The sequence below is a fragment of the Corynebacterium nasorum genome (assembly GCF_022347325.1).
GTDB classification, from domain to species: domain Bacteria; phylum Actinomycetota; class Actinomycetes; order Mycobacteriales; family Mycobacteriaceae; genus Corynebacterium; species Corynebacterium kefirresidentii.
This window is the reverse complement of sequence record NZ_JAKRDU010000008.1, coordinates 82,660-95,809: the sequence shown is the minus strand read 5'-3', so window position 1 is coordinate 95,809 and position 13,150 is coordinate 82,660. Positions and strand designations below refer to the sequence as shown.

At 55.4% G+C, this 13,150-nt stretch carries 10 protein-coding genes; 4 read left to right on the top strand and 6 right to left on the bottom strand.

The genetic code is table 11. The annotated features are described in order from the left end of the window. Nucleotides 1-1,353: 1,353 nt before the first annotated feature. The 4 genes from uriT to MHK05_RS08030 all read left to right on the top strand — a co-directional run bounded on the left by uriT (nt 1,354) and on the right by MHK05_RS08030 (nt 6,377). A complete protein-coding gene (gene uriT / locus MHK05_RS08045) occupies nt 1,354-2,721 on the top strand; it encodes a uridine transporter UriT (RefSeq protein ID WP_239205972.1) in 1,368 nt (455 codons plus the stop codon). 9 nt (nt 2,722-2,730) lie between these two features. Then, on the top strand, nt 2,731-3,672 hold the full coding sequence (uriH, locus tag MHK05_RS08040) for a uridine-preferring nucleoside hydrolase UriH (protein ID WP_239205966.1): 942 nt from the start codon (nt 2,731-2,733) through the stop codon (nt 3,670-3,672). Nucleotides 3,673-3,979: 307 nt separating this feature from the next. Then, entirely contained in the window at nt 3,980-5,734 is a 1,755-nt protein-coding gene (locus MHK05_RS08035) for a GmrSD restriction endonuclease domain-containing protein (RefSeq protein WP_239205964.1), read from the top strand. 133 nt (nt 5,735-5,867) lie between these two features. Beyond that, a complete protein-coding gene (locus MHK05_RS08030) occupies nt 5,868-6,377 on the top strand; it encodes a gluconokinase (protein ID WP_239205962.1) in 510 nt (169 codons plus the stop codon). Nucleotides 6,378-6,385: 8 nt separating this feature from the next. Here the strand turns inward: MHK05_RS08030 and MHK05_RS08025 are convergent, their stop codons facing one another. From MHK05_RS08025 to MHK05_RS08000, 6 genes are all read right to left on the bottom strand, one after another. Further along, complete coding sequence (locus MHK05_RS08025; RefSeq protein ID WP_239205960.1) at nt 6,386-7,780, bottom strand: GntP family permease; 1,395 nt, start codon at nt 7,778-7,780, stop codon at nt 6,386-6,388. 172 nt (nt 7,781-7,952) lie between these two features. Further along, nucleotides 7,953-8,570 carry a zinc metalloprotease gene (locus MHK05_RS08020; RefSeq protein WP_023020746.1) on the bottom strand — a complete coding sequence of 206 codons (618 nt, stop codon included), beginning with the start codon at nt 8,568-8,570 and terminating at the stop codon, nt 7,953-7,955. 175 nt (nt 8,571-8,745) lie between these two features. After that, nucleotides 8,746-9,867, bottom strand: coding sequence for an ABC transporter ATP-binding protein (locus MHK05_RS08015; RefSeq protein WP_023027821.1), 1,122 nt, complete (start codon nt 9,865-9,867; stop codon nt 8,746-8,748). A 47-nt stretch (nt 9,868-9,914) separates the two neighbouring features. Beyond that, nucleotides 9,915-11,237: an ABC transporter substrate-binding protein gene (locus tag MHK05_RS08010; RefSeq protein WP_239205958.1), complete on the bottom strand. Its 1,323-nt coding sequence runs from the start codon at nt 11,235-11,237 to the stop codon at nt 9,915-9,917. A 79-nt stretch (nt 11,238-11,316) separates the two neighbouring features. After that, complete coding sequence (locus MHK05_RS08005; protein WP_034656258.1) at nt 11,317-12,162, bottom strand: carbohydrate ABC transporter permease; 846 nt, start codon at nt 12,160-12,162, stop codon at nt 11,317-11,319. A gap of 27 nt (nt 12,163-12,189) precedes the next feature. Further along, complete coding sequence (locus tag MHK05_RS08000) at nt 12,190-13,077, bottom strand: carbohydrate ABC transporter permease (RefSeq protein ID WP_275436536.1); 888 nt, start codon at nt 13,075-13,077, stop codon at nt 12,190-12,192. Nucleotides 13,078-13,150 lie beyond the last annotated feature (73 nt).

Here is a 13,150-nt window from a genome sequence, read left to right as displayed (position 1 = left end):
CATGTCGCGTGGGTGCAAAATGAGCTCAACGAAACACCCCGACAAATCCTCGGCGGCGCAACCCCACGTGAAATACTTAACGAACTATTCAAGCGTGGCGCATCCACCGCTTGATTCCGCCCATTTGAACTGAGCTTTTGGTATTCAACTTTTCTTGAGTGGACTATGTAAAGGGATATGACCAAAAGCAGGCTTGAAATCGAAGTCAAGATTAGACTGCTTAGAAGGCGATACCAGGTAAAGTCTGTCTGCCATGTAAAATATAGTAGACATAAGAGCGCTGTTTTACTTACGCCTAGAAACGTGGCGTGGGCAGTGCATATTTTTGTCTCGCGTCCGTACAGCTTCAATTTTTGTTTGTGAGGGTTGGTTGCAGACCAGAGAGAAACTTCATCTTGAGCGTTGATCACCTTTGAGGAGCGCTGTGCCGCAAGCCTCGCAAGCGAATCTTGAATGGCGCGAGCATTTCCCATTATCCGGTCTCTTCTTGCTAACCCCCATGGGAGCCGTAGTTGATGTAGAAGCATGCCACCTATTAATAAAACGGACAGCATGAGCAAATGAACGAGTGTCGTTGCTGAAGTTAGCTCTATCCAAAACTCTCCTACTGCAAAGCAATGCAATAGCAAGGAAGGATCTTCTGCGCATCGACTGCTATTAATTGCTGGGAGCATTGAATATGCGGAGCTCAGAGTAAACACGGTAAAGAGTGTGAGGCCTAAGCCCAAGTTGACTAATTCGCGGTGTTCGTGGCTGTAGTGTTTCTCCGCCTCCGGCCTTTCCAAATAGAGATAAATACCAGCTAAAACTGTCGTAATAGTTATGACCGTGGATAGGCTGAGCGGGTTTTCCGACGAAGAATAGATTTTAAAGGGGGAAAGTGACAGAAGGTGAGCACAAATAAGGCCCATCAGGATTACTCCTAGGCCAAAAAACCCTACACCTAAGAATGGTTCTAACCTCGAATTGGCGATTGGGAATATCTTCTGGATTGGTGTTTGTGGCTTCCAGACAATTGTCGCATCCCAAATAGTGTGGGAGCGGGTTTTACGATCTGCTGAGTTTGACATGAAATTCCGGCGGTGGAGAATCTGTTGAAAAGGAGGGCGCTCGGTAACAAAGACAACCCTGAGTAACTATCAGGGCACGACTAATTTTACAGTTCTAGAATCCCGAACGTCTGGGCCTGGAAAATAGAGTTTCTACCCGAGCTGAAACGTGGGGGCTTACCAATGATTTCAAGATTTTGAGTCCCTTGTAAAATTTCATTGCATGAAGAACTCGACTGACAGTTCAGAATTTCCCAACTCCTCTGAGCCCCCAAAGCTCCAGCTCAGCTCCTATATCCCGTTGATGTTCGCACTGCTTACTGCGGTGTTTGCGTTCCAGCTCAATGCGTCGATGCTCTCGCCAGCCTTGGCGACGATGGAAGACGAGTTGGGAGCTACCACCGCACAGATCGGCCTGACGCAAACGGCATTCTTTACGGCCGCGGCACTGTTCTCACTATTCCTGCCGCGCTGGGGTGACCTCATCGGGCGCAGGAAGGTCCTCGTTGGCATGATGGCGGTAGCTGCGCTGGGGTGCGTGGTATCAGCCATTGCGCCGAACGTCGCCGTGCTGCTTATTGGCCGCATTATTCAAGGCGTGGCAGGTCCTACGGTCCCACTGAGCTTGATTATGCTGCGCCAGCAAGTGCTCAATGAACAGCAGTACGCCCTGTTGCTGGGCATTGTGACCTCGGTAAACGGTGGTATTGCCGGTGTGGATGCGCTGGCCGGCGGCTGGCTGGCAGGCAACTTCGGCTACCGCTCGGTCTTTTGGACCATGGCAGTTCTGTGCGTCATTGCAGTAGTAGCGGTGCAGGTATTTACCAAGGAGTCCACGGCCACTGAAACCCCGCGCATGGATTGGGCAGGAGTTCTACCTCTGGCGGTGGCGCTGGGTTGCGTTCTCACTGCGTTCAACGAAGCCGGCAAGCTTGCTGAGGCCAATTGGTTCCTCGTCATCATCCTTCTCCTCATCGGTGCCGCCGGCTTCTGGGCCTTCTGGAATGTGGAGAAGAAGGTCGCCGATCCGCTCGTACCGGTGGCCTACCTCAAACAACGCCGCACGTGGGCACTGCTTTCTACCACGCTGCTCACCATGACCGGTGTCTTTGCCGTGATGAATGGCCTTATCCCTAACCTTGGCCAGGATGCAGATGCCGGCGCCGGAATTTCTGCCAGCGCCATTTCTTGGGTCACGCTCACCCCATACGCCCTCGCCGGCTTGGTCTTCGGCCCGATTGCCGGCTGGATGGCCTCCAAGTTGGGCTATAAATACGTCTTGCAAACCGGCCTCATCGGTACCGTCGTCGGCCTGATTATTTCTATCTTCGTGGTTGGTGCCCCGAACGCGTGGACCCTGCTTCTCGTCTCTATTTTCTTGGGCGTGACCTACGCGGGCATTGCCAATATCATGCTCAATGGCTTAGGAATTGTGCTCTCGCCGGCCGATAACCAGGGCTACCTGCCCGGCATGAACGCCGGCGCCTTCAACCTAGGCGCGGGCTTGTCCTTTGCAGTGCTGTTCGCGGTTTCCGGGTCTTTCGAGCATGGTTACCGCGCGGGCATGATTGCCGGCGTCATCATTCTGCTTGCAGCCCTAGCTTTGTCCTTCCGCATTCCACGACCGGAGTCCATCGGTGACACCGTGGCGGCCGTCAACGCCCGAAAGTAGGCTCGTGGCATGACGCGAAAAATCATTCTGGACTGCGACCCCGGCCACGATGACGCGGTGGCCCTGCTTCTAGCCATGGGCAACCCCACCATCGAGCTGCTGGGAATTACCACCGTGGGCGGCAACCAGACCTTGGATAAGGTCTCCCATAATGCCCTGGTGGTCAAGGAAATCGCTGGTCACCCGGAGATTCCCGTTTATGCCGGCTGCGACCGCCCACTCGTGCGCCCCGTCGAGGTTGCCGAGGCTATCCACGGCTCCACCGGCATGGACGTGGAAGGCGTCCAACTTCCGGACCCAAGCACCGCGCTTGCCGACGCCCACGCCATCGACTTCATCATCGACACCATCATGTCTCACGAGCCCGGCACCATCACCCTCGTGCCTACTGGGCCGCTAACTAATATTGCGATGGCCGCGCGCAAGGAGCCGCGCATCGTCGAGCGCGTCAAGGAAGTAGTCCTCATGGGCGGCGGCTATCACGAAGGCAATTGGTCCCCAGTCGCCGAGTTCAATATCAAGATCGATCCTGAGGCCGCCCACATCGTCTTTGAAGAGCCTTGGCCCGTCACCATGGTTGGTCTCGACCTCACCCACCAGGCGCTTGCCACCCTGGAGGTCGAAGCAGAAATCAAGGCTTTGGAGACCCCAGTCTCGGAGTTCGTCGTCGGCCTTTTCGGCTTCTTCCGCAAGGCCTACCAGGCTAACCAAGGCTTTGATAACCCGCCGGTCCACGACCCGTGCACCATCGCCTATCTCATCGATCCGGACATCGTCCAGACCCGCAAGGCACCTGTCCACGTCGAGCTTGCCGGCGCCCTTACCACTGGCATGACTGTCACCGATCTCCGCGAGCCTGCCGACGCCTCCTGCCACACCCAAGTCGCCACCACCCTCGACCACGCCGGTTTCTGGCGCCTGGTTACCGACGCCCTCAAAAACCTCGCCTAGGCCACCTTCGCCCCTCAAGCCATTCAACTTTCAGCCACGTTATGGCCCCTGAACCTCCAGTTCCAGGCCATAACGTGGCTCTAATTTGCCTCTGCACGATACTCGAATATCTACCGGTACTCTCTGACGAAAGTTGAATCATATCGGGAGGCTTAAAAATTTTCTTAGGGCCGCAGGTTATTCTTATACATGTAAGTTCTCTGTCCCGATCCCGCGTTAATGCAGAGCTGTAGTGGCAGGCATCTCTGCCATTTGAAGCGGATTTTGGAGTTTTCTCTTGAACAAGTACACAGTAAACCAGCAAACGGTGAGTGTCATTCTTGGCTGGATTGAAAGCAACAACATTGCTATCCCTGAAATGCAAAGGCCATTTGTATGGACCAGTAAGAAAGTCAGAGACCTGATGGATTCCCTCTATCGAGGTTTTCCTGTCGGGTATCTTATTACCTGGCAGTCTCAAGCGGCTCCTGTGAAAGGTGGTGGCAATGCAGGCTACCAACAGATTCTTATTGATGGGCAACAGAGGACCACGGCATTGCGAGCAGCGGTAGCCGGTGAACCAGTTATCAACAAGAACTTTGAGAAAAAGCGAGTAATTATCAGCTTTAATCCTCAATCTGAGGAGTTCGCGACTGCAACACCATTCCTGTTGCGCTCACCTGAATGGATTTACGATATTCACGAGTTCCTCAGGGGTGACGATGTTTTTGAAGCCCTCGATGACTACTTGTTGAAGAACCCAGAAGCGGATCGGCGCATTGTAGGTAAGAACTTGCAGCAATTAATGGGGATCAAAAATGCCCAGATCGGCATTATTTCTCTTAGCGATGAGCTCGATATTGAAACTGTCACCGAAATCTTTGTGCGCATTAACTCCAAGGGCGTCCCGTTGAGCAGTTCGGACTTTGTTATGAGCAAGATCAGTGCGCAGGGGGAGCAGGGGCGGAACTTGCGCAAGACTATTGACTATTTTGCGCATCTGGCTGTCAGTCCACAGTCGTTTGAGGAACTCGAACGAGATACTGAGTTCGTGAAGACTAAATTTTGGTCCAAGATTTCTTGGCTCAAGAATGACTCAGAAGATTTGTACGATCCTACTTATGTCGATCTGATTCGTGTTGCATCAATGGTTGCCTTCCGGCGCGGACAAATTAGTTATGTGGTTCGTGAGCTCAGCGGTTTAGACCCAGAAACTCGTAAGTTCGACCCAGAACGTATCCCTGTGGCGTATGACAAATTCGAGGATGCGTTACTCCGCACAGTAAACGAATATAACTTCAAGAAGTTTCTTACGGTCGTTAAATCTGCGGGATTTGTGAGTAACAAGCTCTTTAGCTCCGTCAATGCAGTGAACTTCGCGTACGCTCTTTTCCTAATCATGAGGGAAGACAAGTGTTCTGACTCGGAAGTTAGCTCCGTAGTACGCCGGTGGCTGGTAATGATGCTTCTCACCGGACGAGCTTCTGGAAGTTTTGAGAGTGGGTTTGAACGAGATCTAGCTCGAATTGCTCGGCATGGCGCTAAGGTCGCTCTGCAAGAAATTGAGCAGAGCGACCTCACTGATGCGTTTTGGGACTTCGGCTTACCTCAACGTTTGGAAACCTCGAGTATCAATAACCCACAGTTCCGTTCATTTTTGGCAGCCCAGGTGAAGGCGAAGGCACAGGCTTTCTTGTCCAAGCACTTCAGTGTGCACGATATGATCGAAATTCAAGGAGACATTCATCATCTCGTTCCGAAGGACTACTTGCGGAAAAATGGTGTGAATGACAAACGTGAATACAACCAAGTTGCGAATTACGCGATGACGGAAACAGCCGTTAATATCCGCATCGGTAACCGTCTACCCGCGGAGTATTTGGGTGAGGTGAAGACTCAAATCGCTAAGGGTGAGCCCACACTCGGAGAAATTGTTACAGAAGCTGAGCTTCGGAAGTCATTCGAAGAAAACGCAGTTCCCGAAAGCCTTTTTGAGGTGACAGTCGAGAACTTCGAAAGCTTCCTGGTAGAGCGTCGTAGATTGATGGCCAAGGCGCTGAAGGACTACTACTTTTCACTCTAATCCGATGTCTTAAGGAACATTGTTCTTCGGAAGACGGTCTTCACTAGCTCCATACAATGTGCCCTAGTGGTTTTAAATGCATTCGAGGTCACGCCTAGACTCGGAAGGGACACCACTAACCCAAGGAGCCACCATGAAGCAGCACCCTTTTCGCCACGTCGTTGTCATGGGAGTATCAGGCTCGGGCAAGACAACGGTGGGGGAAGCGCTCTCGCCGCTGGTTGGGCTGGAGTGTCGCGATGGTGATGATATGCACCCGCAGGCCAATATCGACAAGATGGCGGCGGGAACTCCGCTCAATGATGCGGATAGAGAGCCCTGGCTGAAACAGATTGGTCAGTGGTTGGCGGATAGGCCGGAAGGCGCGATGGTGGGCTGTAGCGCGTTGAAGCGGAAATACCGGGATCTTATTCGCCAGTACTGCCCGGGTGTGGTGTTTGTCCACGTGCACGGGGACTTTGATGTGCTGTATGAGCGCATGCAGCATCGGCCGGGGCACTTTATGCCGGCATCGCTTTTGCAATCGCAATTCGATACCTTGGAGCCGCTGGAAGATGACGAAACCGGCCGGGTCTTTGATGTGACACGGCCGGCGTCGGAAATTGCGGGCGATGCCGCAGCATGGATTAAAGCGGGTACTTAAAGCTGGCGCTAGAAGGCGGCTGCGGCGCCGTACATGACCAGGACTAGGGCGAAGCCGATAACGGAGATGAGCACCTGGTTGACGGTCCAGGTCTTAAGCGTGGTCATGGTGTCCATGCCCATGAGACGGCCGACGAGCCAGAAGCCGGAGTCATTGACATGGGAGCCGAAGACGGAACCGGCGGCGGTTGCAACAACGATAAGAGCGAGCTGGAGCTCGTTGAAGCCACCAGCTTCTACGGCTGGGACCATGAGGGCGGCAGCCGTAGTTAGCGCAACGGTCGCCGAGCCTTGGGCCAGGCGCAGGGCCACGGCGATGAGGTAGCAGGCCAGGATGACGGGGATGCCGAGGCCGGAAAGGGAATCAGCAAGCGCATCGCCAATCCCGGAGGTACGCAACACACCACCGAACATGCCGCCGGCACCGGTGATAAGCACGACCGAGCAGATGGGGCCGAGGGAGGAATCGACAAGCTTTTCCAACGCGGTCTTTTCTACGCCACGGCGCAGGCCCAAGACCACGAGCGCGACGAGGAGGGTAATCAGCAGGGCAATGGGGGTCTGGCCCAGCATGACAAAGAACCGTACCCACGCGGCGTCGGCGTCGATGGTGCCATAGGACGCCAAAGCATTGAGACCGGTGTTAAAGAAGATGAGCACCATGGGGATGAGCAGGATGGAAATCACCGTGGCGGCAGAGGCGGGTTTGTGAGGTTGCTCGTCCTCCGTGAGGAGGGGACCGGCGATGGCATCGGTTACCTTGATGGGGAATTTCTTACCGGAGAGCAGTCCAAAGCGGTAGCCGGAGATATACCAGGTGGGCAGGGCTAGGATGAGTCCGACTAAAAGAACGAGACCCATATCGGCGCCGTAGAATTCGCTGGCTGCAACGGGGCCCGGGTGCGGCGGCAGGTAGACGTGCATGACCGAGAATGCGCCAGCTGCCGGCAGACCGAAGGCAAGGACAGGGCCATTCAAGCGGCGAGCGACGGCGAAGATAACCGGCAGCATCACAATCAGGCCGGCATCGAAGAAAATGGGAAAGCCCATAATGAGCGACGCTAGGCCGAGTGCTAGGGGTGCTTTGGATTCGCCGAAGCGGCGGACCATGGCGTCGGCAAGCGATTTAGCGCCACCGGAAGCCTCCACCAGCCGGCCGATCATGGCGCCCAAGCCTACGAGCAGTGCCACCGAACCTAGGGTGGAGCTAAAGCTCTCTGTCATGGTGGGCACGATTCCGTCGAGGGGAATGCCCGCAGCCAGCGCCGTGAGTGCCGAGACCACCAATAGTGTGAGGAAGGCGTGAAGCTTGAAATAGATGACCAACACCAAAATTACGGCGATGGCGGCCACCGCAATGCCCAGCAGCGGGCCGGTCGACAGGGTGGGTTCCCACGTATCCATGGGCGGACTCCTTTTCTAATGCAAACCTTTGAATAACGGCAACGTTAGCAGTAGGCCTGTGTGCCGCCTAAAACAATCGGATGAATGCGACCTACCCAACACGTAGCCGGGTAAAGACAGAAAAATCCCCTAGACACAGTGCTGGGCCTAGGGGAGAGGAGTCGTCGGGCGTTTAGTCGAACTGACCCTGGATAATAGCCGCCGCATCCAGCGGGGTCACATGGTAGGAGATGGGGTTCTGGTTAGCACCTGCCATGAGCGCGCCGGCGCAGGAGTGACCGGCGCCCATCATGTGGCCCAGCTCGTGAGCGATGGTGCCCTGGACTGCTTCTGGGTACTGGGCATTAGGAATCTTGATGAAGACCATCTTGTGATCCGGGTAAGCGGCACCCTGGACGTAGCCATTTGGGTCGGGCTTGAAGATGATGGCGATGGTGTCATCATCAGCCTCAGAAGGCTTAACTTCCTTCAGGGAAGCCTTGCCCTTGAGGGCCTTGTTCCACTCGGCAACCGCGGCATCCAGCTGCTTGCGGTACGGGAAGTTTTCAACCACCTTGTACTCCAGCACGCCATCTTTGAAGTACGGCTTTACGGAGTCTTCATCGTGGAGGATGGAAGGATCCGGGACCGGCTTGCCATCGTTGGCCAACTTGGTGATGGTCTTGCAGGTGCCTGGAGAAATGAGGGAGCGAACTGGGTCGCTCTTGGCGCTGGCGGCCGGTGCGGCGACGGTGCCGAGGATGGCTGTTGCAGCCAAAGTGGCGGCAGATAGCTTCTTGAAAGAAGGCATAGGCAGTGAATTACCTTTCGGTTGATTTTAAGGTTCGCTGAGTGCAATATTCCGAGCAATATCCGTAGTAAACGGCACTGCACGGGCGTCTTATGTGTGCGAGCATATATCAGTTTCTTATCTTCTGCAAAGGGAAAAATAAGAATCTAAGGTGTCAACTGCCTATTTGCTGCTTCTAGTTCAGGCGCTGCCCGGTGGTGGTGCTAAATAGATGCACTCGGTCCGGGTCGGGGGAAACGTAGAAAGTATCGCCCACCGCATAGCGGCCGCGGGCATTGACCAGGATGCCGGTCTGACCGCCCATGCGGGTAGAGGACTTAAGGATGCCATCGGCGGAGCTGCTGCCCGCGGCGTCGTTCAGGTCGCCATAAACGTAGGTCTGGTTACCCAGTTCCTCGATATGCGCGACAGTAAACTTTGCCCCACCGTTGCCGGTATCGCTTAACTGCCAGTCTTCAGGGCGGATGCCCACGGTGACAGTCTCAACGCCATCGAAGTTGTAATTGGCCAAGTTGATGGGGGTAGAGCCGATACGCAGCTCCGAGGAGTTATGGGATAGGTCGTAGATATTCATCGCCGGGGAGCCAATGAATCCGGCGACAAAGACGTTCTGCGGGCGGTCATAAATGGTACGGGTGGTATCCACCTGCTGTAGGACGCCGGCGTTGAGAACTGCGACGCGGTCACCCATGGTCATCGCCTCCGTCTGGTCATGGGTGACGTAGACGGTGGTGGTGCCAAGGCGGCGCTGCAGGTTAGAGATCTGCGCGCGGGTGGATACGCGCAGCTTGGCATCCAAGTTGGACAAGGGCTCGTCCATGCAGAATACGGCTGGCTCGCGCACGATGGCGCGTCCCATAGCTACGCGCTGGCGCTGGCCGCCGGAAAGATTGGCGGGCTTGCGGTCCAGCAAATCTTCCATCTGCAGGATCTTCGCAGCCTCTTGCACGCGAGACTTAATCTCGCTTTTAGGGACCTTGCGGTTTTCCAGTGCGAAAGACATATTCTGCGCTACGGACATATTGGGGTAGAGCGCATAGTTTTGAAAGACCATGGCCACGTCGCGGTCCGAGGGGCTCACCCCGGTGACGTCCTTACCACCGATACGAATGGAGCCGCGGTCGGTGGGCTCGAGGCCGGCGAGCATACGCAGGCTGGTGGACTTACCGCAGCCGGAGGGGCCGACAAGGACCAAGAATTCGCCGTCAGCAATATCGAGGTTGAGGCGGTCAACGGCGGGGCGCTTAGCATCCTTGGAGTAGATGCGGCTTGCGCCATCGAAGGTGACAGTAGCCATGGTTACCTTTCAGAATGTAGTGAGGGGAGGAGGGCGCCAGGGGGAGCCTACTTATTGATGACGGTCTTGACCTGGTTGTCATAAATGGACTGCAGGGTCTTTTGCAGGTCTGTAAGCACCTTGGTGACGTCATCGCGGTTGGTGACAATCTTTTCGAAAGCACCACCAATCTCCTGGTCCGCGCCGGGCAGGAAGACACGGGCATTATCCTGCGGGCGAGTCTCCGGAAGTTGCTTGATGGCGGTTTCGAAGTTCGGGTTTTCTTCCATGAACTTCTTCTGGTCCTTGTTGTCTATCGCGGTGGAGCGCACCGGCATATAGCCCACGTTCTGGGACCAGTAGCAGGTGTTTTCCTCATTGGTGATGAAGTCGATGAGCTTAATTGCAGCCAACTGGCGGTTCTTGCTGATGCCAGCTGGGATGGCAAGGCCAGCACCACCGGTAGGGCAGGCGCCCTCGCCAGTCGGGTTAGGCAGGAAGGCGGTACCGAGCTCGAATTTGGCGGTATCGGTCAGGCCTGCCAGGTCACCGGTGGACAGCACAGTCGCGGCTGCGCGGCCGGTGCCGAACTCCATGGCCATGTCATTGCCCACGTAGGAGTAGCCCTTCTTTTCATCGGTGATGTCTTTGAGCCACTCGACGGCCTTGATGGTCTTGTCATCGGTGAACTTCAAGTCCCACTCATCGGAGTAGGCACCGCCCTTGGACCACAGTGGGCCCTGGAAAATCCAGCCCAGGTAGTCCACGGCATCGCCCCAGCCAAATGGCTTCATCTTGGAATCGGCCGCGGCGAGCTTCTTGGACCACTCGTCCATCTCATCCCAGGACTTCGGGCCGCGGTCAGGCAGACCGGCCTTCTTCCACGCATCCTTGTTGTAATAGAACAACGGCGTGGAACGAGCGAAAGGAAGCGCAAAGTGGCCGCCGTCGTAGTTGTAATCCTCGTAGAGTGGCTGCACATAGGTAGACAGGTCGATTCCGGCTTCCTTCGCCAGGTCATCCACGTTGGCGATCTGGCCGTTGATGGCAAAGTTGTACCACCAGACGTCGGAAAGCACCACGATGTCCGGTAGATCTTGGCCGGTGAGCGCGGCGTTGAATTTCTGTGCAGCCTCTTCGTAGTTCTTGCCGGCATCAACGAGGTTGACCTTGATATCAGGATTCTCCTTTTCAAAGCGGGAGATGATTTCCTTCTCAATGTCCTTAGACGTGCCCGGGTGGTTGGACCACCAGGTCAGTTCGGTGACTTCACCATCGCCGCCTTTGTCTTTACCGCCTTGTGGGTTAGTAGAAGAGGTGCCGGCGCAAGCGGCGAGAGTGGTGGCAGATGCGGCTGTGGTAGCAAGGGCGAGGAATGTGCGGCGTAGCATGTAGTTCTCCTGAAAAATCCTGGTTAAGGGGGAAATAAAGTATGTGGAAACGGCGAGCGTGGGTGGGGTAGAAGTCCTTCTATCCCTTGACGGCGCCAGTGGTCAGGCCTTGAATCATGTACTTTTGCAAGGCTAGGAAGATGATCACCATCGGGATGATGGTGAGGATGGTGGCGGCCATAACCGGACCCCAGTTGGTCACGCCATCGTTGTTTTGCAGCATGGTCAGACCCACCTGCAGTGGGGCAACGTCCTCAGTATCGGCCATGAGGAATGGCCACAGGTAGGTATTCCATTCATTGACCATGGTGATGACGGAAAACGCGGTCAGCGTTGGCCAAGAGACCGGCAGGAGCACCTTGGTAAGCAGGCGGATGGGGCCGGCGCCGTCCATACGGGCGGCTTCCACCAGCTCATAGGGCAGGGATAAAAAGTGGTTGCGCATGAGGAAGGTGCCGAAAGCCACGCCGGCCAGCGGCACGATGATGCCCACGAAGGTATTGCGCCAGCCCAAGGAATTGACCAAGGCGTAGTTAGAAATGACGGTGATTTCGCTGGGCACCATGAGTGAGGAAATGACCAACAAGAACACCAGATGGCGGCCTGGGAAGCGCAGGATGGCCAGCGCATAGGCAGAGATGACACCAAGCACAATCTTGATGATGGACAGCACTGCGGTAATGACTACCGAGTTGCGCAGGTAGGTCCAGAAAGGCACGCGGGTGGTGGCATCGGAGTAATTCTCAGTCTCCCATACCGGCGGCAGCCAGTTGACCGGATCTGTATAAATATCGCCCTTGGCCTTGAAAGAGGTCATGAGGATCCAAAAGAGCGGGAGACCAATAAGGAGCAGTACCGCGAGGATGCCCAAATAGCCGCCTACGAGCTTGGCGCGACGGGTGGTGGGGGATTCATCCGTGACCATGTGAAGGGTTGAAGTAGCCATAGTGGGTTAACCTCGCTTATCCATGATGCGTACCTGGATCAGGGTGATGATGAGCAGGATCAGGAACAAGATGGTGGCGGCAGTCGCACCGTAGCCGGCGCGGAAGTTGACGAAGGTCTCGTTATAAATCTGGAAGACCAACGTCTGCGTGCCATTGCCCTGTGGGCCGCCACGGGTCATGACGTTGATGATGTCGAAGACCTGCACGGAGTTAAGAAGCACCGTGATGGAAAGGAAGAAGGTCGTATTGCGCAGCTGCGGCATGGTCACACGCCAGAATTTGCGCCAGCGTCCGGTGCCGTCGATAGCGGCGGCTTCATCCAGTTCCTTGTCTAGGCCTTGGAGCGCGGCTAGATAAATGACAAAGGTATATCCAAGGTTTTTCCACACGAAGGTGAACGTCACCATGAACATCGCCCAGCCTGGCACGGCATAGAAATTCGGGGAGTCGATGCCGAACCAGCCCAGCATGTCCTGGATGAGGCCAAAGTTCGGGTCAAAGACGAATTGGAAGGCGATACCAATGGCCGCCCCAGAGATGGCATAGGGCGCGAAGACCACCGAGCGTGCAAAGTTGCGGCCCTTAATGTTCTGGTTGAGCAGTAATGCCAGCGCTAGACCGATGATCATGGAGCCAATGACCGCAAAGAATGTGAATACCACAGTGTTGAGCACGATGGTCTTCGTATCCTCGCGGCTAAACCACTCCACATAATTGTCCAAGCCTACAAAGGTGGAGGTAGGGCTGGAAATATTCCAATTGAAAAAGGATAGCCGGATATTATCTAGCAGCGGCCGGTAAGTAAATACAGCCAGCAGGATCAGGTTCGGCGCTAAAAGCGCTGCGGCCAGCAGCCATTCCTTGTGGCGATTGCGCGCTGCTTTGCGTACCAGCGCCGCAGAATCACTGGGGTTTTCCGTGTGGGTGGGACGGGCGATGGTAGTGCCTGAGTTGCCGCCACTGAGA

What these genes read in the sequence shown, in the direction of transcription:
- uriT (WP_239205972.1), top strand. Translation starts at nt 1,354, where the DNA reads ATGTTCGCACTGCTTACTGCGGTGTTTGCGTTCCAGCTCAATGCGTCG.
- MHK05_RS08020 (WP_023020746.1), bottom strand. Translation starts at nt 8,570, where the DNA reads ATGCCTTCTTTCAAGAAGCTATCTGCCGCCACTTTGGCTGCAACAGCC.
- MHK05_RS08010 (WP_239205958.1), bottom strand. Translation starts at nt 11,237, where the DNA reads ATGCTACGCCGCACATTCCTCGCCCTTGCTACCACAGCCGCATCTGCC.
- uriH (WP_239205966.1), top strand. Translation starts at nt 2,731, where the DNA reads ATGACGCGAAAAATCATTCTGGACTGCGACCCCGGCCACGATGACGCG.
- MHK05_RS08030 (WP_239205962.1), top strand. Translation starts at nt 5,868, where the DNA reads ATGAAGCAGCACCCTTTTCGCCACGTCGTTGTCATGGGAGTATCAGGC.
- MHK05_RS08015 (WP_023027821.1), bottom strand. Translation starts at nt 9,867, where the DNA reads ATGGCTACTGTCACCTTCGATGGCGCAAGCCGCATCTACTCCAAGGAT.
- MHK05_RS08005 (WP_034656258.1), bottom strand. Translation starts at nt 12,162, where the DNA reads ATGGTCACGGATGAATCCCCCACCACCCGTCGCGCCAAGCTCGTAGGC.
- MHK05_RS08025 (WP_239205960.1), bottom strand. Translation starts at nt 7,780, where the DNA reads ATGGATACGTGGGAACCCACCCTGTCGACCGGCCCGCTGCTGGGCATT.